The sequence below is a fragment of the Pseudovibrio sp. M1P-2-3 genome (assembly GCF_031501865.1).
GTDB classification, from domain to species: domain Bacteria; phylum Pseudomonadota; class Alphaproteobacteria; order Rhizobiales; family Stappiaceae; genus Pseudovibrio; species Pseudovibrio corallicola.
Map to the genome: position 1 here is coordinate 4,137,870 of NZ_JARRCW010000001.1, position 25,246 is coordinate 4,163,115.

The 25,246-nt window shown below is 52.7% G+C and carries 19 protein-coding genes; 5 read left to right on the forward strand and 14 right to left on the reverse strand.

Features of this window, described 5'->3' with window-relative positions:
• Positions 1–9: 9 nt before the first annotated feature.
• Positions 10–1,278, reverse strand: coding sequence for a fumarylacetoacetase (gene fahA, locus P6574_RS18150; protein ID WP_310621644.1), 1,269 nt, complete (start codon positions 1,276–1,278; stop codon positions 10–12).
• 310 nt (positions 1,279–1,588) lie between these two features.
• Here fahA and P6574_RS18155 point away from each other — a divergent pair, with 310 nt between their 5' ends.
• A complete protein-coding gene (locus P6574_RS18155; RefSeq protein WP_310621645.1) occupies positions 1,589–2,089 on the forward strand; it encodes a MarR family winged helix-turn-helix transcriptional regulator in 501 nt (166 codons plus the stop codon).
• 38 nt (positions 2,090–2,127) lie between these two features.
• Positions 2,128–2,787, forward strand: a complete 660-nt coding sequence (maiA, locus tag P6574_RS18160) for a maleylacetoacetate isomerase (protein ID WP_310621646.1) — start codon at positions 2,128–2,130, stop codon at positions 2,785–2,787.
• 12 nt (positions 2,788–2,799) lie between these two features.
• Here maiA and P6574_RS18165 read toward each other — a convergent pair whose 3' ends face one another.
• From P6574_RS18165 to bioB, 5 genes are read right to left on the reverse strand one after another with little or no spacing between them, the layout of a single operon-like run.
• Complete coding sequence (locus tag P6574_RS18165; RefSeq protein WP_310621647.1) at positions 2,800–3,792, reverse strand: beta-ketoacyl-ACP synthase III; 993 nt, start codon at positions 3,790–3,792, stop codon at positions 2,800–2,802.
• Positions 3,779–5,038: an adenosylmethionine--8-amino-7-oxononanoate transaminase gene (locus P6574_RS18170; RefSeq protein WP_310621648.1), complete on the reverse strand. Its 1,260-nt coding sequence runs from the start codon at positions 5,036–5,038 to the stop codon at positions 3,779–3,781. The genes P6574_RS18165 and P6574_RS18170 overlap by 14 nt, the downstream gene beginning before the upstream one ends.
• Positions 5,038–5,676, reverse strand: coding sequence for a dethiobiotin synthase (gene bioD / locus P6574_RS18175; RefSeq protein ID WP_310621649.1), 639 nt, complete (start codon positions 5,674–5,676; stop codon positions 5,038–5,040). Before bioD ends, P6574_RS18170 begins: the two co-directional genes overlap by 1 nt.
• Complete coding sequence (locus P6574_RS18180; protein WP_310621650.1) at positions 5,673–6,812, reverse strand: 8-amino-7-oxononanoate synthase; 1,140 nt, start codon at positions 6,810–6,812, stop codon at positions 5,673–5,675. Before P6574_RS18180 ends, bioD begins: the two co-directional genes overlap by 4 nt.
• A complete protein-coding gene (bioB, locus tag P6574_RS18185; RefSeq protein WP_310622189.1) occupies positions 6,796–7,806 on the reverse strand; it encodes a biotin synthase BioB in 1,011 nt (336 codons plus the stop codon). The genes P6574_RS18180 and bioB overlap by 17 nt, the downstream gene beginning before the upstream one ends.
• A gap of 1,161 nt (positions 7,807–8,967) precedes the next feature.
• Between bioB and sppA the strand changes: the two genes are divergently transcribed.
• From sppA to P6574_RS18200, 3 genes are read left to right on the forward strand one after another with little or no spacing between them, the layout of a single operon-like run.
• On the forward strand, positions 8,968–9,975 hold the full coding sequence (gene sppA, locus P6574_RS18190; protein ID WP_310621651.1) for a signal peptide peptidase SppA: 1,008 nt from the start codon (positions 8,968–8,970) through the stop codon (positions 9,973–9,975).
• Positions 9,968–10,264, forward strand: coding sequence for an integration host factor subunit beta (locus P6574_RS18195; RefSeq protein WP_310621652.1), 297 nt, complete (start codon positions 9,968–9,970; stop codon positions 10,262–10,264). The genes sppA and P6574_RS18195 overlap by 8 nt, the downstream gene beginning before the upstream one ends.
• A gap of 33 nt (positions 10,265–10,297) precedes the next feature.
• Positions 10,298–11,572, forward strand: a complete 1,275-nt coding sequence (locus tag P6574_RS18200) for a lipopolysaccharide assembly protein LapA domain-containing protein (protein WP_310621653.1) — start codon at positions 10,298–10,300, stop codon at positions 11,570–11,572.
• A gap of 17 nt (positions 11,573–11,589) precedes the next feature.
• Here P6574_RS18200 and P6574_RS18205 read toward each other — a convergent pair whose 3' ends face one another.
• The 8 genes from P6574_RS18205 to P6574_RS18240 all read right to left on the reverse strand — a co-directional run bounded on the left by P6574_RS18205 (position 11,590) and on the right by P6574_RS18240 (position 25,126).
• Positions 11,590–12,207: a trimeric intracellular cation channel family protein gene (locus P6574_RS18205; protein WP_310621654.1), complete on the reverse strand. Its 618-nt coding sequence runs from the start codon at positions 12,205–12,207 to the stop codon at positions 11,590–11,592.
• A gap of 170 nt (positions 12,208–12,377) precedes the next feature.
• Positions 12,378–13,034 carry a nucleotide exchange factor GrpE gene (gene grpE / locus P6574_RS18210; protein WP_405048114.1) on the reverse strand — a complete coding sequence of 219 codons (657 nt, stop codon included), beginning with the start codon at positions 13,032–13,034 and terminating at the stop codon, positions 12,378–12,380.
• A 177-nt stretch (positions 13,035–13,211) separates the two neighbouring features.
• Positions 13,212–13,586 carry a thioredoxin gene (gene trxA, locus P6574_RS18215; RefSeq protein ID WP_405048115.1) on the reverse strand — a complete coding sequence of 125 codons (375 nt, stop codon included), beginning with the start codon at positions 13,584–13,586 and terminating at the stop codon, positions 13,212–13,214.
• 60 nt (positions 13,587–13,646) lie between these two features.
• Positions 13,647–17,120, reverse strand: a complete 3,474-nt coding sequence (gene addA / locus P6574_RS18220) for a double-strand break repair helicase AddA (protein ID WP_310621657.1) — start codon at positions 17,118–17,120, stop codon at positions 13,647–13,649.
• Positions 17,117–20,227, reverse strand: a complete 3,111-nt coding sequence (gene addB / locus P6574_RS18225; protein ID WP_310621658.1) for a double-strand break repair protein AddB — start codon at positions 20,225–20,227, stop codon at positions 17,117–17,119. The genes addA and addB overlap by 4 nt, the downstream gene beginning before the upstream one ends.
• Before the next feature lie 42 nt (positions 20,228–20,269).
• Positions 20,270–21,004, reverse strand: coding sequence for a nucleotidyltransferase family protein (locus P6574_RS18230; protein ID WP_310621659.1), 735 nt, complete (start codon positions 21,002–21,004; stop codon positions 20,270–20,272).
• A gap of 74 nt (positions 21,005–21,078) precedes the next feature.
• Positions 21,079–22,566 carry a tRNA (adenosine(37)-N6)-threonylcarbamoyltransferase complex ATPase subunit type 1 TsaE gene (tsaE, locus tag P6574_RS18235; protein WP_310621660.1) on the reverse strand — a complete coding sequence of 496 codons (1,488 nt, stop codon included), beginning with the start codon at positions 22,564–22,566 and terminating at the stop codon, positions 21,079–21,081.
• 43 nt (positions 22,567–22,609) lie between these two features.
• On the reverse strand, positions 22,610–25,126 hold the full coding sequence (locus tag P6574_RS18240) for a sensor histidine kinase (RefSeq protein ID WP_310621661.1): 2,517 nt from the start codon (positions 25,124–25,126) through the stop codon (positions 22,610–22,612).
• Positions 25,127–25,246 lie beyond the last annotated feature (120 nt).

Below are 25,246 nucleotides of genomic sequence, written 5' to 3' on the forward strand. Positions count from 1 at the left end.
TGAACTCGATTAGCCTTTGAAGTTCGGTGCCGGTAGGATCTTGCCGGTACATTCGCCAAATCCGATGCGGTAACCATCTCCTTCAGCCCAACCGGTGAGTGTCAGCGTGTCGCCATCCTCAATAAAACTGCGGGTTTCACCACCCTCCAACCTTAGAGGGTCCTTACCACCCCATGAAAGCTCTAGCAGTGAGCCGAACTGAGTCCTCTCAGGGCCGGAAATAGTACCCGAGCCAAGCAGGTCGCCTGTATTCATCTTACAGCCGCTCACCGCATGGTGCGCCAGCTGCTGCGCGGCGGAAAAATACATCTGCTTGTAATTGGTTCTAGCGATTTTTGAGGCATGCGCAGTCCCTTCGGGCCGCATGTAGATCTCCAGATCAATATCATAGAGCATTGGACCCGGCTCATTGAGGTAGGGAAGAAGCTCTTTTTCACGGGGCGGTGTGGAGACACGGAACGGCGCAAGGGCAGCTTTCGTCACCACCCACGGACTGATGGAAGTTGCAAATGCTTTTGCCTGAAACGGGCCAAGCGGCTGATACTCCCAAGCTTGAATATCACGGGCAGACCAGTCATTCAGGATCACATAGCCAAAGATCATGTCATCAGCTTGCTGCACAGTAATGGGCTCTCCCATTTCACTGGGCATACCAACAACAGCGCCCATTTCCAGCTCGATATCAAGGCGGGCGCAGGGCTTGAAGCTTGGCGTGTTATCAGTTGGCGCTTTCACCTGTCCAACAGGTCGTTTGATATCCGTACCTGAAACAATGACAGTCGAGGCACGACCATTATATCCGATGGGGAGATGCAACCAGTTGGGCGGCAGCGCATTTTCCGGTCCGCGAAACATGGTCCCCACGTTAAGCGCATGTTGGCGTCCGGAGTAAAAATCCGTGTACTCTGCTACAGAGAACGGCAGGAACATCTGCGCTAAGTTCATTGGTACCAGCGCTTTGGTGCTCAAGGTATCATTGCTGGAAAGAGCATCATTGCCCCCTTCAACAAGCAAGGAAATCAACTGCTCGCGCACACTATCCCAAGAGGTTTTCCCAAGCCCCATAAAACCGTTAAGAGCTGGACGATCAAAAACAGGAGCGCTTCCACCTGCATTGATAAGACCAGCCGTCTCCAGCAAAGCGAGGTCCACAATCATATCCCCAATCGCAACACCGCACCGTGCTGCCTCATCCCCCGTGGCAAATACACCATAGGGGAGATTCTGGATTGGGAAATGGCAGTTCAGCGCATTTGCGCTCTTGATCCAACTGGTCATGACGCTCCCTCGGTAAATAAAACCAGCCGCGCGTCCTCCCAGACCCGGACAGTCAATGACTTTCTCGATATTCAGGATAGTTTCAAATGAAACTGTGTCAATATAAATTCTGGGAAGGATAGAAATTCAAAATGCCACCAGAATGCATAGTAAGTTGAAAAGCGTTAGAAAATAGGGCTTAACAATACTTAAGCCTACACGATATTTCATATACCTGCAGTATTGACATTTAGTTTCACACGATACTATTTCAATATTAATTGACCTTTATGAACCTAGTAGTTTCAAATTAAACCAAAGAGACGCATAAATGGGAACTGTGAACAAAGCGCCAAATCCGGATGACTTTCAGCTGGAAAAGTTCTTCCCGTATAAAGTCCGCATTTTTGGCTCTGCCGTCAGCAGTGCAGTTTCCAGCGTGTACCGCGAGCGATATGGGCTCAGTGTCTCCGAATGGCGCACCATGGCAATTCTCGGAGGAACCAAGGCGCTATCTGCCTCAGAAATTGTCGAGCGCTCCAGCATGGACAAAGTGAATGTCAGCCGCGCTGTTCAGGCCCTTCGTAAAAAAGAACTTTTGCGCCGTGACATTGATGGAGAAGATCGCCGGAAATCTGTTTTACGGCTGACAGAAAAAGGCCTTGCGGTTTACAATGATGTCATTCCACTGGTTCAAAGCGTGGAAGCTGCATTAACGGAAAACCTGTCTTTAGAAGAACAGGCAACGCTCCTGTCATTGATGGAAAAAGTTCAAAAAAACGCTGAAATACTTACCGAAAACACAAAGGGTGAGGTTATCACCCCATCCTAGAGAACGACTAGAACTCCACAGCGGAGCTGCGCCATACCATGAGTAATATCAAGTTATACGATTATTGGCGCTCATCAGCGAGCTACCGTGTCCGCATCGCACTCAACCTGAAAAGGATTGAATACGATAGGATAGCCGTAAACCTGCTCAAGGGAGAGCAAAAGGCACCTGAGAATTTGAAGCGCAACCCACAGGGCTTCGTGCCATCTCTTGATCTGGATGACCATATGATGACCCAGTCTCTCGCCATAATTGAATATCTGGATGAACGGTATCCAGCCCCTCCCTTAATGCCGTCAACGGCTCGCGAGCGCGCCCGTGTACGTGCACTTTCCCACGCAATCGCCATGGATATTCATCCGATCTGCAACCTGAGCATTGTTCAACGCCTTGTGGAGGTGTCTGGAGGAGGAGAGCAAACCAAAATCAGCTGGATGCACGAGTTTATCACTAAGGGTCTCTGTGCATTTGAAAAATTGCTGACTGATGGACACAGTGGAAGGTTCTGCCATGGCGATCAGGTCACACTGGCAGACATCTGCCTTATTCCTCAAGTCTACAATGCGGATCGTTGGGGCGTTGATAGCTCTCATTTCCCAAAGGTCAACGCCATCAGCCAGCGAGCAAATGGATTGAAAGCTTTTCAAAAAGCCTACCCGAAACCCAAGCTGGAGGCATCCCCTTCCAATACGCCTTGAAAGGGGGAAAGCTTACAAACCAACCAAAAGAGATCCGCTGACAAATCCGGCACCAATGGCAGATAGCAGCAACTTGTCACCCTCTTTGAAATCACGGTTCTCACGACATTTGGAAAGAGTGAAAGGAATGGTCGCCGCCGAGCTGTTGCCAAACTCCCCCAGTGTCATGAGTGTTCTGTCCTCACCTATACCGAGGCTGTTGCCAACAGCCTGAATGATGCGGGAATTGGCCTGATGTGGTGCCCAGTGGTCCACATCGGAAGACTTAACCCCTGCTTGCTCCAGTACTTTTCCGGCAGACCCCGTTAAGGTACTCACGGCCTTGGCAAACACGGTCTGACCACCCTTCAAGCTCATCAGATATTCGTTGGGGTCCATATGTTGCCTGTAAGGGCTACGACTGCCACCACCAGTGATTTTGATAAGATCATAGTATGCCCCATCTGATGCCAGATCAGCGGCCAAAATGCCCTGTCCCTCTCGCGTTGGCGGTGAAATCACAACAGCACCTGCCGCATCGGCGAACAGTACACGGCTTGCTCGCTCTTCAGGGTTAATACGGCGGCTCAAAATATTTGCCGCCACGACAAGAACACTTATGCCCTGCGCCTTGGCATAGGCATCTGCCATTGCGAGCGCATAAAGGAATCCGGCACAGGCACCAGCCATATCGATGGCACCGGAGTTTGGCAGGCCCAGCTTGTATGCGAGTAGTGGAGCCGAAGGAGGCAAAAGGTGATCCGGTGTACTTGTGGCTAGCAGCGTCAGTCCAATTTGGGCAGGAGTAACGCCAGCATCTTCAATCGCCATTTGTGCCGCTGGCAGCGCAATATCGGTAAGCGCCTGATCCGGTGCAACATAACGGCGCTCCCGAATACCGGTACGCCGCTCGATCCAACCATCCTCAAGTCCCAGATCCTGCTCGATTTCAGCATTCAGAACACGCCGTTCGGGAGCATAATGACCAAAGCCGACCAGCCCACCTCGCCCCTTAAAGGAGTTCATCGGCCGCCTCCGCCATGGCATCGTAGATATGGTTGACATCATCTTGTGTGACGCAATATGGCGGCATGGAATACAGCGTATTGCCAAGGGGGCGCAGAAGCAGGTTCTTCTTCTGGAAGAACGCATAAAGGCGCGGCCCCACATCAGACAAATAGCCGTGATCCCTCACATTAATGTCCATCGCGGCAATGGTGCCCTGTTGGCGCAGGTTGGTAAAGCGCTCATCGTTCTTGAAGCGCTCCAGCCCTGCCGCCTGCATTTTTGCAAGATTTTCGATCCTCTCATAAACCGGTTCTCTCTCCCAGACTTCAAGGTTTGCCACCGCAGCGGCGCAGGCAATCGGGTTCGCCGTGTAGGAACTTGAGTGGAAGAAAGTTTTGCTTCTGTCTGTTGAATAATGCTCATTATAAATGGCTTCAGAACACATGGTAACAGCGAGCGGCAACGAGCCGCCGGTCAATCCCTTGGAATAGCAAGCAATATCTGGCGTCACCTGTGCATACTCGCAGGCAAACAGTTTGCCTGTACGCCCCCAACCGGTCATCACTTCATCTGCAATAAACAGAACATGGTGCTTTTTGCAGATCTGCACCAGAGTACGGAGCGTTTGCGGGCTATACATAAGCATGCCGCCTGCCCCTAAAACCAGTGGCTCTACGATGAACGCCGCCACATCCCCTGCACTGCAGAGCTTTTCCAATTCATCGAACGTGGTCTGCTCGTTACCTGCAGAGGGAAACGGCAGTTTAGCCACATCAAACAGGAGCGGATTGTAAGGCTGGTTGAAAACGCAGCGCTCTCCGACGGACATGGTGCCGATGGTATCGCCGTGATAGCTGTTTTCCATAACAACAACACGCTGGCGCTTTTCTCCCAGATGGTGCCAGTAGCCAAGCGCCATTTTAAGAGCCACTTCAACACTGGTGGACCCGCTGTCAGAAAAGAACACATAGTCGAGCCCATCAGGGGTACACCTGAGCAGTTGCTGTGCCAGCAGTTCTGCGGGCTCATGGGTGTGACCTGCAAAGATCACCTGATCCAGCTTATCAGCCTGCTCCTTGATCGCACCAATCACATGCGGATGACAGTGCCCGTGGGTCACAACCCACCAGGAGGAAATGGCATCCAGCATCCGCTCGCCGTCAGCCTTTGTTAGGTAAGCCCCGCAGCCACCTGTAATTTTGGTCATCTCCGGCATAATCGCGTGCTGGGTAAACGGATGCCAGATCGGTGAGTGCCTCGTCATCAAGCGCCCTTCCCGTCCTGCAGGCAGAAGTCTTCCAGTCTAAAGTTATCGGAAAATGCTGCCTCTATTGTTTTGGTCGTAATTTCTTTGAGCACTGGAAAGCGGCCGAGCTTTTTAACACCTGCATACTCCACAATGGTGCGCTCTGTATCTGCCACCTCATCGCCAATAAACACGATCCCCAGCAGCGAGCAGCCACGCAACCGCAGTGCTTCAATTGAAAGGAGACTATGGTTGATCGTACCAAGGCCTGTCCGGGCACACAGCACAACGGGTGACTGCCATGTCTTGAAAAGGTCGATATAAAGCGTTTCACGGGTAAGCGGAACCATCACACCACCTGCGCCCTCCATCACCAATGGGCCACTGACCTGCGGCAAATCCAAACTGCCGCACTCAATCAGCACACCCTCTTCCTCTGCAGAATAATGGGGAGATGCAGGGATTTGTAGGCGATACGCCTCTGGTAACACCGCACACCCTGTCAGGCGTTTAACAGTCTGTGTGTCTGTCTCCTCTTCCAGACCGGACTGAACCGGTTTCCAGTAGGTGGCGGCAAGTGCCTGCGTAAGCGCCGCAGAAAAAACTGTTTTACCGATACCGGTGTCTGTTCCGGTAACTACAATCGGTTGTGTCATGATTGAACGAGACCTATTTCTTCTGCAAGAACTTCAAACATGCTGGATACATCTTCTTTACTGGCATGCAAGGTCAAAGCAATACGTAGGCGGGAGGTGCCACGCGGGACGGTTGGCGGACGAATACCGCGAATATCAAAGCCGCGCTCCTGCAAGGATTTTGCAATACGCATGGTGCGTTTGTCATCGCCAATAAGAAACGGCTGGATATGTGTCCCGCTGCCCTTCCGGCCACAGCGGCGCTCCATTTCTTTATTTGTATACTTCACAAGGTCCGCAAGCCGCTGGCGCCGTTCAGGTTGGCTCTGCACCAACTCAAGTGCAGCACGTACAATAGCAGCAACAAGCGGAGACGGCGCAGTGGCATAGATAAAACTACGGGCACGGTTTATGAGATAGTCAATCAAGACAGCCGAACCACAAACAAGAGCGCCAGACGCCCCAAGTGCCTTACCGCAGGTATGAAGCGAAATAAGGTTTTCGCGCCCTTCGAACGCGGCAGCAAGTCCCCGACCACCGTTGCCCAGTACACCCGTTGCATGGGCTTCATCTACCAACAAAAATGCATCATGCCTATCAGCAAGTTCGACCAGATCTCCTAGAGGCGCACGGTCACCATCCATGCTGTAAAGGCTTTCACAGGCAATCCAGATGCGCCCTGTCTCCCCCTGCTGACGCCAAGTGGCAATACGCGCTTCCGCGTCTTCAACCTGATTATGCTGAAAAGCCATAGTTTGAGCTGCGCCCAGCTTCATTCCATCATGTGCGCTGGCGTGAATAAGGCTGTCATAAAGCACAAGATCGCCTTGCTGTGGCAAAGTGGAAAACAGCGCCATGTTGGCCGTGTATCCGCCGCCAAAGAACAAGGATCGCTCTGTATTAAACAGAGCTGCCGCCTCATGCTCCAGCGCCTCGTGCTCAACATCATTCCCCCGCAACAGGCGCGATCCGCCAGCCCCAAGGCCAACACCGCGTGACAGGGCTTGCTCTGCCGCCAAAAGCAACTCTGGCGCTTTTGTCAGCGCCAGATAGTCATTGGACGAAAAATCGCATCCATGAGCCTTGAGCAAAGAGCGCGACCTGCCACGTTCTGCCAGACGCTCAAGTGCACCTTGGTGCTTATTCAGCAGGTTCATGTTCGGATGTACAGCTCTTAAGCCCCATAGGGCGGATGCCAAGACGCTTGAACAGCGCTGCGTCTTTGGAGTCCTCTGGATTGTCTGCCGTCAGCAGTGTTTCCCCTTTAAAGATGGAGTTTGCCCCAGCAAAAAAACACATAGCCTGCGTTTCATCAGACATTTCCGTCCGGCCAGCAGACAAACGCACATGGGATTTCGGCATCATGATGCGGGCAACGGCAATCAGGCGAACAAAGTCGATCGGGTCAACCGGCTCGGCATCTTGAAGCGGTGTACCTTCAATTGGAATGAGCATGTTGATCGGCACACTGTCGGGATGCTCTTCCAAGGTTGCCAGAGATACCAGCATGTCGAGGCGATCGGTTTTTTCCTCACCCATGCCTACAATACCACCCGAACAGACCTTTATACCCGCGTCCTTGACCATATTGAGCGTATCAATGCGGTCGGAGAACTTACGTGTGGTAATGACCTCGCTATAATAGCGTTCAGAGGTATCAACGTTGTGATTGTAGTAATCCAGACCAGCATCTTTCAGGCGGATAACCTGATCGGGGCTCAGCATGCCAAGGGTCATGCAGCTTTCCATACCAAGCTCTTTAACACCTTCCACCATCATTTCGATGGCGCGCATGTCACGGTCCTTTGGCGAACGCCACGCCGCCCCCATGCAATAACGTGTTGCTCCGCTTTCCTTCGCCTTTTTAGCTTCGTCCAGCACACGCTGCACTTCCAAAAGCTTTGAGGCGGAGAGTTCGGTATTGTTGCGTGCAGACTGACTGCAATAGGCGCAATCTTCCGGACAGCCTCCTGTCTTGATACTCAACAGCTGACTTTGCTGGACCTCATTGGGGTCAAAATGCTCGCGGTGGACGCATTGCGCTTTAAACAGCAGGTCGTTAAATGGCAGATTATAAAGAGATTCAGCCTCTTCACGGGTCCAGTTATTACGGATTTCAGATGAGTTTTGCACGCAGTTCAACTTGTTGATTTCCCCAAAGGCGCTTTTCGCCGTCAAATACAGCAAAGTATGAGCTATACAATTGATTAATTGTCAATCGCAGTAAATCCTAGTCCACCGAGTGGATGATTCTTGTATTTGGACTAAAGTGTCCCTGTTACCTGAAAAATATCAAGGGCGATAAATTAAAAACACCCACTCCATTTCAGGTGTAAACCTCATAACCAGAGAACCTCCGTTGATCAACTGCCCAGTATCCCTGTTTGCCCTAGACTTTCAGGCCACGCTTCATCCCCACACAAAAATTCACATTCATTCACCAACCGGTTACCAGCCGGAAAGCCTTCAAAACCCTTAGTAAATCATTAAGCAATAAACACGAATGCGGCTTATACTTGCCAAGAATTCATCGCCTGTTTTATTAAAAAATCGCCATTTTTGCATTCTGCACATGTAACTGCATCAAGTCGGCAATCTCCTTGTTGCAAAAAGCAACTTTTGGTCTTCATTTCAGAAAAAATCCCGAATTACGGCACATTTTCAAGTGGCACAAATTATGTATTATAAATCTCAGGAACAACAGGAACATAAGTTCTATGTCTTTACTATTCATTTACTACCTGACTTTTGCAGTTATGCTTTCACTGGGTAGCTTTGTTGTAATAAAGGAGAAACAAAGAAAAGCTCTCAGAGTCATGAAAGCGAACGAACATCCTGTGGTCCGCCCGAAACCATAGGATGTCAGGAAGTCCCTATATTAAAACTTGCCGTCCTTGCAGCAATCGGCAATTGGGCTTCCAACACAAAGCGCGAAACGATTATGCCCCTAATCACTCGCGCCAAGAAACAAGATCACTGGATCCGCTGGCCCTTCAGAGCAGTCAGCAATAACAACAGTGACCTACAAAGACGTAAAGTCCAACTGGCAAAATGCCAAACAAATGCCGCTTTATTCTCAGCTCCCCCCACCTCCTGATGAATAAAGCGGCTTTTTTTTGCCTACACCCCGCCTCCATGCGCCCATTGGGTTACACGCACTCAAAAAAATGAAAACTTGCCCCGCAACCGATTGTTTTCAATTGACTTTATTTACGAAATTCTATTGTCTGGATGACAGTATACTGATGAGCACCCAGTGCCTCTGCACGATTTTCATTTTGTTGTTTCACTGATCAGAGAGATTATCGGACCATGAGTCTAGACAGCGACATACTGATTGATCGCCTGCGCCTTAGAAGAAAACTGACTTTTTGGCGTGTTTTTGCGTTTTTGGTAGTGCTCATAGCGATTGGGAGCATCTTTGCGGTCACTGGAGGCAAGTTCAGTTCAAAAAAACACATCCAGCACATCGCCCGCATCGCAATTACCGGAACGATCACCGAAAACCGGCAGATGCTGGAGCTGATCAAGGAAGTTGGAGACTCGAAAGAGGTTGAAGGGGTTATCATTTCGATTAACTCTCCGGGCGGAACAACCACTGGCGGGGAAGCTCTTTATCATGCCCTTCGCGAGCTTTCCCAGAAAAAGCCGGTAGTCGCAACCATTGGCACCGTTGGTGCTTCTGCCGCCTATATGACAGCTGTCGCCACAGACCATATCATTGCCCGCTATAACTCCATGACAGGGTCAATTGGTGTCCTGTTCCAGTACGGCAATGCAGGGACCCTTCTTGACACGATCGGCTTGAAGCTCAATGCGGTGAAAAGCTCTCCCTTGAAAGCCGAACCGAATTTTTATGAGCCCGCTACACCGGAAGCCATTGCTGTCCTTGAAAGTCTCGTCAATGATTCTTACCAGTGGTTTATGAATGTCGTCGCGGAACGGCGCGGTTTTACCACTGCACAAATCCAGCAGCTGGCAAATGGTCAAGTCTACAGCGGTCATCAAGCCAAGGAAAAGAACCTGATTGACGCCATTGGCGGTGAAGATGAGGCAAAAGCTTGGCTTGTCAGCAAAAAGGGGTTGAATAAAAACCTCAAGATAGTTCACTGGAAACCGGCGGAAGAGTCGGCTACATCTTTGCTAAAAATCAAAGCATCCAGTTTATTCTTGGGGCAGGATGCTAACATTCTTGAAAATCTAGCAATTTTCGCTAAAAAACTCACAGAAAGCGGTAGTGAGCTTGACGGACTGCTGTCTGTTTGGCAGGCTCCACATACGTCAGGTGATACCAAGTGGGGGGACGCACGCAATGATTAAGTCTGAATTGGTCCAAAGTATTGCAGAACAGAATCCGCATCTATACCAGCGCGATGTAGAAAACATCGTCAATGCGATTCTCGATGAAATTACAGAAGCTCTCATGCGCGGAGATCGCGTTGAGCTGCGCGGTTTCGGGGCGTTTTCGGTTAAAAACCGTCCTGCACGCGTAGGCCGTAACCCAAGAACCGGCCAGAAGGTGGAAGTGAACGAGAAATTTGTTCCTTTCTTCAAAACCGGCAAAGAAATGCGCGAACGCTTGAACGATGGTGAAGACATCGGCGAGTGAGCCTCTTATTTGGAGTGACCCTTGAGAAGATTCTTGAAGAATCTGGTACTGATTCCCGTTGCGGCACTGCTGATCGTTCTTGCAGTAGCCAACCGGCATAGTGCCATTATCTCCCTTAATCCGTTTGTTGAAGGGGACCCGGCACTAACATTCAATGTTCCAGTTTTCTGGATCATATTTGCCTCCGTTGCCCTTGGCATCCTCATTGGAGGTGTCGCCACATGGAGCACACAGGGCAAATATCGCAAAAGTATGCGCCAGAATCGCAAGGAAGCCAAAGCGCTACGTGCCGAGGCTGAGCAATTGAAGCGGGGGCTTAAAGCTTCCAGCACCAACAGCCTCCCCCACCCGATAACCAACGGGTGGCATAAATACGAGAAGGTCCCCATGCGAGTCATTTCAGCACCGGAAATAAATGCTGTAATGGACTTGCGAAGCCTTATCGAAACTGTCAGGCAGGCTTATCGTAGCAGCGTTGTTTCCCCTCCACGCTGCTACAATGAAATTGAGCGACCTGACTGTGAGGCGAACAGCCATCTTCTCATTTCTTCTTCGTGGAACAACTTCAAAGAACAAGGTTCCTCAGAGCGCGGGTTCATAGGAACCACGCTCAGCACCTTTACCCCTTCGGGCAGCGGAGACGGACAGGCCCATGCAGTCAGCGTTTATCTCCTCCAGTCAGGAAAGACCGGTGCACCTCTTGCGGTGCTAGATAGCTCTGCGCTAGCGCCATGGAAAGAAGCTTCCGTGAACGCCCTTGCCTCCAGTTATCTCGCCCGTGAAGACGCTTCAAAAATGCTGGTTATCGGGGTCACTCCCAACAGCCAACTGAATGTGCTTGCCCAGACATCGGTCAGAACACTCCACAAAGTACTCATATGGGACAATGAGACCGTGAACGCCTCCAAACTTGCCGCCTCTCTTTGTAAAGAGGGAATAGACGCAGCGTGGACAGACGATCTGGAAGGAGCAGCCCAAGGGGCTGACATCATTATCCTGTCATCCTTTGAGGCGGCTGATCTGCTGAATGGCGGCTGGATACCAGAGGGCTGCCACATCAGCACGCTCCAGTCTCCCATCGGAGATTACCCGAACTATGACCCCTTGCTGCTCGATACTTCCAGATTTTTTATAGAAAGCCACGGGGCACATAACCCAATATCACGCGAAGTCACCGCAGACCTTGGTGAACTGTGTAAAGGCTCCAAGGCAGGGCGCCGATATTATGGACAAAGGACCATTTTTGAAAACAGCTTCGCCGCTATCCCAGACCTTGCCACCGCCAGCTACGCTTTCCTGCGCAGCTGAATACCGGTACATTTTGTCTATTTCCGCCGCGGCGTGTAAACGGGGAGTTTCCAGTCCATCATAATTGCCCCTCCGCGCAGGAACAGTGCAGCACTAAGAGCCACAAGGGAAGCTATATTGCTGGCGCCTGTGAGCGCGTCAATCACCGTATATAAACAAGCACCCGCAAACGCTGCGGCCAAGTAAACATCCCTTTGAATAAGCGCGGAGGGCTGACTGGCCACAACATCGCGAATAATCCCGCCAAAGGTTGCTGTTGCAACGCCCATGAGAATGGCAACAAAGAAGTGATCCCCCACAGACAGAGCCTTCGCGGCCCCCATGACACTGTAGGCCGACAGCCCAACAGCATCCAGCCAGCGCAAGGGTTTGTCGAACGCCTCCACAATATGAGCACCGAACCACATGAAAACGGTAACGCAGGCACACACAATCAAATAGGCTTCATTCTCCACCCAGAAGATGGGAACACCCAAAAGCAGATCACGCAAGGTGCCGCCGCCCATGCCTGTGAAGCTGCAAAAGAACAGAAAAGCGATCAGGTCAAGTTTCAAACGGGCAGCCACCAGCCCGCCCGTCAGCGCGAAAACTGCAACGCCGAGAAAATCCAGATACTGCCAAATATAGTCCGCCATCGGCACCCACCCTCGTGATACGTTCACAATCACAACAACAAGCGCGGCATAGAGCTTTTTCCCGTTAAAGCAATGCCTGTTACCACAGTATCTTGTGGTCAAAGAAAAGGGCGCGTGCAAATTGGAATGCACCCGCCCAAAACGAATAAAGAAAAATCCTGTCTTAGTGCTTACTCAGCAGAAGAACCCGGCTCTTCCTTTTGTGCCGCGATTGGTGCGACCTTCGGACCGCCTTTCGCCACACCCACCATTGCAGGGCGCAACACGCGTTCACCAATAACGTAACCAGCCTGAACAACCTGCACAACAGTGTTGTTAGGAACCTCAGGGTTTGGAACTTCAAACATGGCCTGATGGAAATGCGGGTCGAACTTATCGCCTTCTGGAGACAGGCGCTTCACGCCGTGCTTTTCCAGCTGGTTCAACATTTCACGCTCAACCATTTCCACGCCGTCCACCAGCACTTTCAGGTTGGAACCTTCCACGGAACGCTCTTCTTCCGGCAGGGCATCTATAGCGCGGCCCAAATTGTCGTTAACCACCAGCATGTCGCGGGCAAAGCTTGAAACCGCATAGGTTTTGGCGTCACGAATTTCTTTTTCGGTCCGGCGACGGAGGTTTTCCATCTCGGCCATCACCCGCAAAACGCGCTCTTTCATTTCCGCATTTTCAGTGCGCAGAGTTTCAGAGGCGTCTTCAAAAGCAAATGTATCTGCCTCAGCTTCGGTTTCTTGCGCCCCGATGGTCTGATCAGTTTCCTTGGCCTGATTTTCTTCCGATGTTACCGGTGTCTCTTCTGGGCTAGGTGTCTTGCTTTCGTTCGTCATTCTCATCCCAATCGTTCAAAGCTACGCAAAGCGTTCATTTCGCTCAGCCAGTAGCACTTTACAAATCTATTGCGATCTTATTTAGGGGTAGTTTTCAAAAAACAAAAGTCCTCCGGCTACCTGAATAGCCGGAGTCTTTGGCGCTATGCCCATCAATAACAGTTTTTCCAACTAATTTTAGGAGTACTGCTTGATCCATTCGGCAATCTTACCCTTTGGCTGAGCACCAACCAATGTTGCAGCGGGCTCACCATCCTTGAACAAAATGATGGTTGGAATAGAACGCACACCGTAGGTCATGGCGGATTGCTGGTTGGAATCGATATCCAGTTTTGCAATCTTCACATCTGATGCCATTTCCTCGGAAATTTCTTCCAAAGAAGGTGCAATCATCTTACACGGACCACACCAGGTCGCCCAAAAATCAACAACAACCGGAGAAGAGCTTTTCAGTACTTCAGCGTCGAATGTCTCATCACTAACATTCACAGTGGCCATGTTATGCCTCTCATCTTTTTGTTGGTACGGGTCACAGGCTCTTCCGTGACTCATTGGCACAGAAAGTAGGAACCCAACTCCCGAAGGTCAAGGAAACGAATTTCCTACCTTGGCCTAAAAATTAAAACTATCCATTATTTCAGCCGGTATCTCTAGCAGTTTGGGCCCGGCGGTAAAGAGCAGAAACCCACGTATTTGGTGATTTGGATAAAGTTCTCCTAGCAGCCTGCGGTAAATTGCCACCTGTGCCTTATAGGTGGGATCAACCTCAGAAACTTTATTTGGAACCCAAGAGTTTGTTTTATAATCCACAATCTGGATGGTCTCTTCACCAACAATCAATCGGTCAATGACACCAAAAACCTGCGCGTCCTTCACCCCTTCCGCGCTCAACACACCTTGCACCGGCACTTCCGCCCGCCCTTGAGGCGAAAATAATTCCTTCAATTCTTCGCGATCAAGTACCTTGAAGACTTCAGCAACAAGCTTTTCCTTGTTGTCATAAAAGCGCTCAGGCAGGGCAACCGCCAGATAACGCTCCACAGCCTCGGCTCGATCCTCTTCCGGCATATCCGGCAAGATTTCCAATAGGCGGTGGGTCAGGCGGCCACGCACCAGCGGCCAACTGTCCGTCTGCCGTGCAGCTTCCAGTGCATTCATTACCGGTGGCTGTTCAATGCCATCCTTGGCTTCCATATCCTCAAAAGCTTCAGAGGGTTTCAAACGGCGCAGGCGCTCCGGCGGGCTCACATGTTTATGCAGCCAGTCCGGCAAGGATACGGCTTTGTCTTGCTGTGCAATTTCTTTTCGTGCCAAGACAGGCTCGGCCTTTGAGGCGTCCCCTTGCGTCCAGATGGAGCTTACCAGTGCTCCTTGGGCATCACGCACCTCTCGTGCTTCACTCAGCAAGGCATTTTCTACCGTTTGATACCAACAGTCCTGATGGGGGCCACGCTTTGGCGACCAGCCACATACAACAAGCCTGTCTTTCGCCCGTGTGAGCGCCACATAAAGTAAGCGACGATATTCTTCCACCTGCCCCTGCCGCAGCTCTTCCAGAATCTCCCCGTGCCACGCGGTGCGATAGTCTTTACGCGGTAGCCACACAAGACCGGGGGGAACGGCAGAGCTGTCCCCGCGCGGCCTTGCAAGCATCACTGGATCATGCCTCGAAGAGACCGGCGCAGTGCAGTCGTCCACCAGCATCACATAGGGTGCTTCCAGCCCCTTGGAGCCATGCACGGTCATAATCCGCACCATGCCCTTGGAGGCGTTCAGCTCACGCTTGATTTCCGTAGGGCTAGCATCCAGCCATGCCACGAACCCTTCCAGACCGGGAGGTCCGTTGCGCTCATAGGAAATGGTTAGGGAGAGAAATTCATCAAGAACATCATCCACTTCCGTTCCCATACGCTGACGGAATTTCATGCGGTAGCCATCTCCCCCAAGAATACGGGAGAAGAACTCGAAGGGTGGTGCATAGTCCGCACGGGCACGCCACGTATCCAGCTGCTCGCGCACGTCCTGCCATTTTGCGGAGAGCTCACTTTTCTTCAAAAGGGAGTGCCACAGGGTTCCGGGGCGGGTTACTCCCGGCTTCTCGTGTGCAATTTCGAAAAGATCGTCATCACCAAGTCCAAAAAAAGGGCTTTTGAGAACGCAGGCAAGGGAGAGATCATCCTCAGGTAGCAGTAAAAACCGGCTCAAGGCCACCAAGTCTTTTGCGGCTATATGCTCGGAAAGTACCAGACGGTCAGCACCAGCGGTGGGAATGTCCAGCTTTTTCAGCTCTCTGTTCAGCGCCTCGATAAAAGGCCCGCGCTTTCGCACCAGCACCAGGATATCACCGGGGTCTGCAACCTTACGCTCGTCCCAATCCTTGATTTGCAATGCAAGACGCGAGGCGACACGCATCATTGGGTTGGATTTACCAATACGGTCCACCGGCTGCGTCCAGTCCTCCGGCTCACTGGTCTCCTCCGGTTCCTCCAGCGGCCACAATTCCACGCAGCCCGGATCATTATGCCGGATCGCTTCGTGAACAGGCGCAACATTGTCCTGAGAGAGCCCTTTATAGGCGTCCGGAGTGGCAAACACCTTATCGACAGCGCCTAATACATCGGAGGTGGAGCGGAACGAAAGGGTCAGTTCCACCGCTTCAAAAGGCTTGTCTGCTTCGGTTACCCGCTTAGAAAAGTGCTTGCGCATCTGGGCAAAGTAGGCAGGTACCGCCCCTTGGAACGAGTAGATGGACTGCTTTTCATCACCCACCGCAAAAATGGTGCGGATTTCTTCACGGGCGCCCTTACCGGAGAAAAATTCCTCTGCCAGTGCCCCGATCACCTCCCACTGCCGTGGGCTGGTGTCTTGAGCCTCATCCACCAGAATGTGGTCCAAGCCCTGATCCAGTTTATATTGCACCCACTGGGCCGCCTCACTGTTGGCCAGAAGCTTGGCAGAGCGCACCACAAGGTCTTCGAAATCCAGAAAGCCCGCACGGGATTTCTCACTCTCATAGTGGCGCAAAACCGCATCAGATAAATGCAAAATGGCAATAGTCCCACTCACCGTTTGCGCCGCATTGCGCTTTTCAATGAGAGCAAGCAAACGCGTTTGCTCAGCTTCCATGCGCTCCAGAACCTCAGGAAACGTTTCCCTGATCTTTTTAGTGGCAAGAGCTTTACGCGGAGAAAGGGTTTTGGTCAGGAAAACTTCAAACCAGTTGGCACGCCACAGCTCATCATTCTTTTGCTCAATGGCACTAAGCATCAGGGCCGCCCGATCTCCATCAGTCTTGGAGCCAGTGCGCAGAGCTTCGGCAAAAGCTTTCACCTCCCCCTCGCTCATGGAACAGCCGTTTTTAAACGCGCTCACCACGTCGCTCAGCGTCTCGCCCGTTTGCAAGCCAAAGTCCCTGTGCAGTTCATCCAGCGCATTTTCAAGGGAGCCACAGGCCTCCACCCAGCGGCGGAAGGTATCACGCTTGCCAATAAGCTCGGACAACGCGCTCTCAACACCAGAATCCGGCAGCAAGTCCATAAGCAAAATCAATGCCTTGCCCAGATCACTCTCTGGCTCCACCTCGGCGCGGTGCAGCACGCGGGCACGGGCTTGCATTAGCAAGTCGTCAGTCATCCGGTCATCCAGAACCGAAAAGTGGCCCGCCACATTGGCTTCCAGCGGAAACTGGTGCAAAAGCGCCTCGCAGAATGCGTGAATGGTCTGAATTTTCAAACCGCCGGGTGTTTCCAGTGCCTTGGCAAACAAGCGCCGCGCACGGGCCAAAATGGGCGGTGTGGGAGCGCGGCCCTCAATCACCTCCAGTTCCTTGGCAAGGCCCGCATCGTCCATGTGGGTCCACTCTGCCAAAATCTCGAAAACACGGGTCGCCATTTCAGCGGCGGCGGCCTTGGTGAAAGTCAGGCATAAAATGCGGGTCGGCTCGGTGCCAGCCAGCAGCAGGCGGATCACACGGCGAGCCAGCACAAAAGTTTTGCCAGAGCCCGCATTGGCGCTCACCCACGCGGAATTTTCAGGATGGGCTGCCCGTTTTTGATCATTAATGGTTTTTTGCGGTATCTGCATCATTCTTCATCCCCATCACCGCCAACGGACCACTCCTGCACACGGGCCAGATGGTCGTAGGGGCCTGCCCATTGCCGCTCTTTCAGAACCCGTGCCCGCGAAAGATAACCCTTCTTGGGGTTCTCATAGGCGGCCACCAGCTTTTCCAGCTTTGTCCATGCGTCTTCCGCCAGCTCGGCAATGTCACGCTCTTGCGGGTCCACCGGCTTTTCCAGCAGCGCCTCTCTGGCCCCTTTCAAGTGCACATAAAGCATGGAGGAGACAGGCCGATCAGGCGGAACATCCCAAAATCCTTTACGTTTGAGCATGGCGACCTCCAAAGGCAGCTGCGGGGAAAGCAGGGATTCAACCTGTTTTTGCGAGGGCGGTGCTCCGGTTTTATAGTCAATGAGGCGTAAGGTGCCGTCTTTCAAAACATCAATACGGTCAGCCCGCCCTGTCAGCTGGAAGGTATAGCCCGGCCTCTTCATATCCGCCGCGCCCGCAACTTCCGGCATCCGCTGTTCAATGCGGCCTTGATGGCGGCGCTCAAAGGCTACAAACTCCTCGGCAATACGCTCAAAACGGGGCCACCACAACGCCCTGATTTCCGGAAAGGCATCCAGCGGCCGGAACAACCGCCCCCCCTCCTCTAACAGGGCGCGCACGGCCTTTTCATCAAACGGCCCATCCCACTCATCCAGAAACTTGGCGAGTGCGTCATGGATGATCGTGCCTTTGTCAGAAAGGTTCGGCACACCGCCCAAAGGCTCCACTTCATCCAGCTTGAGCACCTTGCGGGCATAAATGGCGTAGGGGTCGCGGATCAGGGTTTCAACTGCGGTGACGGAGAGGTTTTGCGGCCGGGCGACAAGAGGCGGCTTGGGCTCCGGCCTCTTTGCGGGGCGTACACTTGTTTGAACACGGTCGAGCCCGTTGGCAAGGGCTATATAGCATTCCCCGTCCGCACGCATGCGTTTTGCAACATCCTGTCCGGCAAGGGTCAAGATGCGTTGCAGCCAGCGCGACATTACTGTAGGCGCTCCATCCACCCGCTGCGAGCGGGAGAGGATCACTTCTCCCATGCCCATCATGCTCACAAAGTCATGGGCGGCTGAGCCAATGCGTCGCTCTGGCGGGTCCAGACCGATCTGCCCTTTCATGGGCCGGTTAAGCCACGGGCTGTTGCGGGTGCGCTGGGGCCACGTGCCCTCATTCAAACCGCTCAAAATCACAAGATCATAGTTCTGCAGGCGCGATTCCATGGGACCAAGCAGGTGAATGCGCGGGTCCGCAGGCTTTGTGGAACGCACAGACCCCCCTGCGATAAGCGCAGCGAAAACACCGGGCCACTCATAGGCGGGAATGGCAAGGTGGTTCTCGTTGGCATCCAGCAACTCGGTCAACACCTGTGCCAGCGCCTTGCCATCTTCCTCCCCAAACAGCTTCTCATGGGTGCTATCTTCCCCTTCAGCGATCTTTAAAAGCGCATCCGTATGCGCCCGCACCAGCGTTTCCACGCTTACATCACTATGGTTTTCCAGCAATTGCTCCAGTGGGGCGAGAGCATCGGCAAGCTTTTCCACCAGATCATTCACGACGGTCCAGTCATCCTCCACCAGCTTCTTCCAGCGGGGCGTATGCACTGCGTCTTTGCGCGCGTAGGCGGCAGCAACTGCTTCTTTCAAGCCGGAGGAGCCGGGCCTTGCTCGCGGTCCGCGTAAAACACCGCGCTCCAGTGAACGAGCAGCTGCACGCACCTCTTTTACCGGCATCCCGAAACGGGCCATGGGGTGTTTCAAAAGAGCCAGCAGCTCCACAGGATCAAGGCCGGTCAAGGCAAGCTTTGCCACCAGCATGGCAAGCACTGTGGGCGGCGTGAGCTCCAGCGGTCGGCCCGCAGTATCATCCACGCTGATATTCCAGCGGGTCAATTCGCTGGCCACGCGGCGCGAGAGATTCCTGTCCGGTGTAACAAGGGCAACGCGCTTGCCCTCTTCTATGGCTTCACGCAGGGCGATGCTCAGTGCCAGAGCCTCTTCCGCCTCGCTGCGGGCGTTCACCAACTTAACCCGTTCAAAGGCGCTCACACTTTGCTTTGCCAGTGGAGAGGTAAAATAGTTCTGCCACGCCTCGGTCGTTTCTGCCGGGCGCAAAGCCTCATGGCAAATGCGCTCACGGGCAACCAGATCTTCTGCTGGAGCCTCCCCGACTTCCTTCACATCCTCGCGCAACACGCCAAGAGAAGAAAGAAGCTTGCGAAAACTGAATTGGGGATGCCCTGCACGCTGGGTGTTGCCGTGTCCTTGGCCCAGCGCTTCCCAGCTGGGTTTATCCATATGCATATCAAGGCCGGGCAGCACAATTGCCCCCTGCTCCAGTTGCAATACCGCCTTAAGTAACTCGGCGGTGGCAGGCACCGAACCGGTGGCACCGGCCACCAGTACAGGGCCGCGCGGTTTTGCAATGGACAAGCGCTTTGCTTCCCGCCGGATCAGGGCGGAACGGCGTTCCTTGGGGTCCATCACATTGATTTGCTGAAGATACAACGGCCACTGTTCGGTAACGATTTTCAAAAACTCAAGTGTAACCTGCCAGTACTGGGCATGGTTATCAGGCACAAGGTTGACCAGTTCGCCCCAATCCGCCTCTTCCGTCTGAACCTCGTCCATGAGAGTGAGAAGATCACTGGCAAGCCATGCTGCATCCGCGCTGGACGCCGGAACAGCGGAGGGGTTGTCCTCCCCCAAATTCAACAGTTCCTTGCGCAGGTGCCCTTTCCACGCCCAGACCAGCTGGGTCATGGCCAAGCGCCGCTCCATGGTGGACAGGGCCGGCGGCAGTGCGGTGCCATCGGGCTCGGCCTTCAGGATATGTTCATCCTCATCCACATCGCCCAGCGGCAGGATTTTAGGCAGCAGCGCTACACGGGTTCCCATTTGCGCACGCAAGATATCAGGCAAGGAGCGGGCGGCACGGCGTGTGGGCACATAAATGGTCACATCCGCCAGTGCCAACGGATCACGGCCCGCATCAAAACCGGGAATTAACCGCCCGGCAAGCAGCTCTCCTACCACGGTTGGCAAAAACGGAACACTTGGCGCAATACTGTAAAGTTTCGGGTGCTGCACGCCCCACTCCTAAAAGAATCTAATCAAGGTTCCTATTAGGCATCAATTGGCGCTGGCTGCAACGGCTCTTTCAGCATCTTTCAACGCTTCTGGCGTTCCCACATGCAGCCATAGGCCATCCCCTTCCACCCCGTAGAGCCGCCCTTCATGAATGGCGCGGTCAAACAGCAGATTCAGGGAAAAGGCGCCCTCAGGCACATCCTTGAAAACACGCGGGTGAATGAGGGCTGTTCCCGAATAGGCATAGGCCGAGACTTCCGCTCCTACACGGCGTGTCAAACGCCCATGCCCGTCGATGGAAAAATCGCCTTTGCCATCGTAGCCGACAGAATTTACCGTGGGAGCCAGCAGCAAAAGCATGTCCATAGTCTCGTCATCCCACGCCTCGCGCATGATCTCTAGGTTGGGCCGTACGCCTTCCAGCCAGAAGCTGTCAGAGTTGGTGGTGAAAAACGGCTGCTCTCCCAGCATGGGAAGTGCCTTGTTTATACCGCCGCCCGTTTCCAGCAATTCCTCACGCTCATCAGAAATAACAATGTCAACGCCCTCAAAGTTCTCCGCGTGAATTGCCACAAGGTCCGCAAGGTAATGCACGTTTACAACACAGGTTTTCACCCCCACGTCCCGATAGCGCTCCAGCGCCACATCCAGCATAACCCGCCCCGCGACCCGAATAAGCGGCTTGGGTGTGGTAGCGGTTATGGGGCGCATTCTCTTGCCGAAACCTGCTGCAAGGATGATTGCGGTTTCTGGCTGGATAGTGCTGTTTGCTTGCATGGAAAGCCTTCAGTTATTTTTGCTTAACGAGACGCCAAGGATAGGGTCTGCGTGTTTTTGTTTTTCTGCGTATTTTACGAAAGCACTGCCAACATAAAATCTTTCAGGTCTTTTAACTCAGGATGGTCCAAACCTCTTTTAAGATAGCTCAAAATTCCAGGAATTTTATGGATATACTCCGGTTTGCCATAGGCTTGGTCAAGACGTACAAAACCCCCAAGAATTTTGGTATTGCGCTGCGCCGCCAAAACGGCAACACCATAGCGGAATAGTTTTTCATCAAACGAGAGCAGATTTTCTCGCGCCTGAGTACAGTAATAATCTATCAAACTATCCTGAAGTTTGTGTGACACACCTACCCGCGCATCCATAACTAATGAGGCCACATCATAGGCGGAAGGGCCCATAACAGCATCTTGGAAATCAATCAAACCAATCTGTTTCAAGCCGGTTTCATGGTCCATCCACAACAGGTTGGGGCTGTGATAATCTCTCAAGCACCACACCTGCGGTAGTGCGGCAAGCGGTGCCAGTGCGCAGCTCCAGAGGCGGTGAAACTCCTCACGCATTGCCCTTGAAGCCTGTTGCCCCTTAGCATAGGGAAGATACCAGTCCAGAAACAGATCCGCTTCAAGCAACAGTGCTTGGCCATCATAGTTCCCAAGGGTATAACGTCCGCCACCGGGCACCCCAACGCTTTGCGGCCACGCATTAGAATGCATGTCAACAAGCACATCAATGGCCCGCTTGTAGCGTTCAGTTACAGGTTCGCCGTCTTCTACAATAAATCGGGATCCAAGGTCACCAAGAAGAGCAAGACCCCGTTCCTTGTTTGCTGCAAGAGTTTTGGGAACCGTATAACCACGCACCTCTAGCGCCTGCCCTACAGCAAGAAAACCTTCGATGTTTTGGGCAAGATGCACCGCTTGGCTATAGGCCTGCCCGTCTGCCAACAACGGCTCGTCACACCTTGCGGGACTGTCCATCAAAATAGCAGTTTCACCGTTTTGTATGAGGCGCACATAACTGCGCGTGGAGGCATCCCCTTGTAAATACTGCCGCTGGGCATGCTCCCAGCCAGCCTTTGCCACAATATCACGGCGCGCTATCAGGCGTTGCAGTCGCGCATTCCAGTCTTCATTTTCTGACGAAGCACTCACAACACGGGTATCGGGCGTATCCCCCTCTCGGATTTCTAAGTAAAGCGCATGGGGCCAGAAAGAAGGATCCCCCATTTCCGGCCATTCAATGAGCGCGGCTCCTTGCTCCAGCGTATCCTCAAGGCCCAGCTCTTCCAGCTCTTCAGGTTCCTCAACGCGGTAAAGATCCAGATGGGCAACATAAAGCCGTGGCAAATCATAGACTTGAACCAGTGTAAACGTGGGGCTAGGCACCTCTAGGTGCGGGTCGGCAGCCAGATGGCGCAGCAAGGCCCGTGAAATAGTGGATTTGCCCACACCAAGATCACCGGAAAGGGCTACAACATCCCCTTGTTTCAAAAGCTCTGCTAAGTCAGCGGCAAAAAGCTCGCTCTCGCGCTGGTCCTTAAAGTGAAAGTCCATGGATTAATTCTGGCCTCAATCTTCTTTCGGCAATTCCTACCGCTTATTCGGCCGCTCTCAGCTTTGGGATTTCTGGCTCCAGCGGGAAACGGCAAGTCACAGTGGTGCCTACACCCTCTTTGGAGGTAATTTCAACCGTCCCACTGTGCAGTTCAACGAAGCTCTTCACAATTGAAAGCCCAAGGCCCACGCCCTGACGGTGTTCATCCGTTCCACGGCTCACAAAGCGCGAGAAAACCTTTTCCTGCAGATGTTCTGGAATACCGGTGCCCTTGTCTTCCACACGAAAGAAGACCCCATCGTTCTCACGCCAGCTGGAAACCGCCACAACGCCGCCTTTTTCAGAGTAACCAATGGCATTGGAAAGCAGGTTAAACAGCACTTGCCGCACCCGTCTCCCATCGGCTTTAAACCCACCAATACCTTGCGGAAGGTGCGTTTCTAGCGAGATTTTTCGCTCATCAATCCGGTCCTTCAGCCCCTCGATCGCCTCAAAGACGGTTCCGGCAATATCCACAGAGCCCAGATCCAGCTCCATAATACCCGCATCAATTGTCGTCAGGTCCAGAATATCGTTGATGATCGCCAGCAGGGACGCAGAGGATGACAGGATATAGTCTGTATACTCGCTCTGTTTGGCAGACAGCGAGCCAAATTTCGGGTCGGACAACAGTTGTGCAAAGCCGATAATGGTGGTCAGCGGCGAACGCAGTTCATAGGAAACATGCTGAACAAAGGTGTTTTTCAGCTGATCCGCTTCTTGAAGCGCATCATTTTTTTCCACCAGTGCCCGCTCCACATTCACAGAATCGGTCACATTCACAAAAGTCAGCAGCGTGCCGCCATCAGGAAGTGGCACAGTTACATAATCCACCACACTACCATCAAGGCGTTCCATACGCCCGCTCAAGCTGCGCCTGTTTTCAATCAATCCGGTAATACTGCCTGAAAGATCCTGCCACACACCGTCTTCGGGGAAGAGCTTTTGGCATTCACCAATAAGCTGGGATAGGTGCGGGACTTCTTTCAGATCCTCTGCGGACAGATTCCAGCATTCCTCGAATGCGGGGTTTCTAAGCCGCAAGCGCCCGTTGGAGCCAAACACAGCAACCGCTTCGGAAAGGTTGTCAAGCGTTTCCCCCTGAACCCGCGTGAGTGCGTTATAGCGGCTTTCCAAGTCAAGGCGCTCCGTCACGTTCTCGTAGATATAGGTCACGCCGCCCTGCGGATGGGGGTTGGCAATCACGCGAATGGTGCGCCCATCGGGCAAATACCACCAGAAATCATTGGCCTCCAGAGATTGATAGCTGCGCAGGTGTTTTTCCCGCCAGCTTTGGTAATCGGCCTGTTCGGGCAAATTACGGTTTGCCCGCATACTGTCCAGAATTTCCCCTTCCAAAGGAGTAGCCTCCAGCAAGCGCGGGTCCAACTTCCATAGCTCGCGGTAGGCTGAGTTATAAAACTGCAATTTCTGGTCCGGTCCGAAGATGGCAACAGCCGTTTGCAACTCTTCCAATGTACGCCGATGCGAGCCAAGTGTACGGCGCAGCTGTTTCTGTACTGTTTCCAGCTCACTCACATCAAAGGCCAGCCCTGCACTGCCAGAATCTCTTTTCACATCCGTAATATCAAAAACACGCCGCTCTCCAGCCGCCACGACAGAAAGAGGAGAGTTGAATACACCGTCGGTTCCCCGCATCATGGCCACCCGGCGGCGGCCCCGTTCATCGAGAAATTCCGCAGATTTTTCTAGTGTATCTTCCAGTGAGCGCTCTTCCACCGCGTCCACATACGCATCATTTGCCCAAATCAGTTTTCCATTGGGGTCCCGTTGCCAAGCTGGTCCCGACTGTGCGTTGAGCAACGTTCGCAAAGTGGTCAGCCGTTCCTCAAGTCCTCTATTGCGCTCATCCAGACGAACACCACGCCTTTGATCGCCGCTCAAATCCCGCAGACGTAAAACCACCATGCCCCCGACAGCTTTTCCAGTGGCCTCCAGATAGATCCCTTCCTGCGTAACCAAGGAAACTGTGAACGGAGTAGCACTTTCAAACAGTGCCTCAAGATGCTCCTTCAGCTCTCGCGCGGATTGATGCTCCAGCCAAGTAGGAAACTTCAGGAACTCAGCGGGTTCAATAGGATAGTTGATTTCCTTATTCATCTGGCCGGTCAGAACCGGCGTCTGGCCCAACCGCTTCCATAGAACAATCAAAGTCCCTTCACTTTCCACCAAATTTTGCAGTTGTTGTGCTTGGGTACGCAGGGAGAGGACTTCCTCCTCCATCTTGAAATAGCTACCCAGCTGGCGGCGCTGGTAGCGAACAAAGAATATGGACACCCCGCAGGCAACAAGAATTGAGGCAATCGTGCAAACAACTAAAAACAGCTGAAACAGGCCAGAGGTTTCTTGAAGAAGGAAAGAACCACTTGATGATGATTGAGCCCAGCCGGATGTGGTTACTACAAAGAAGAAGACAGTGCTCAGGATTGAGAGGGATTTGCGCATACCGGTTGGCCGTTTCCTACGACTTCGTAGACGGTCAGGAATATCCTGTAGCATAGCGCCCCCTCTTGGCTGTTTGCGGGAAACGTACAGGCCAGAATTTGTGGGCCCATGAACGCCAAACAAACTAATAACCAAAATAACGCCATCACGATTCGGTAATAAGCACTTCATCGC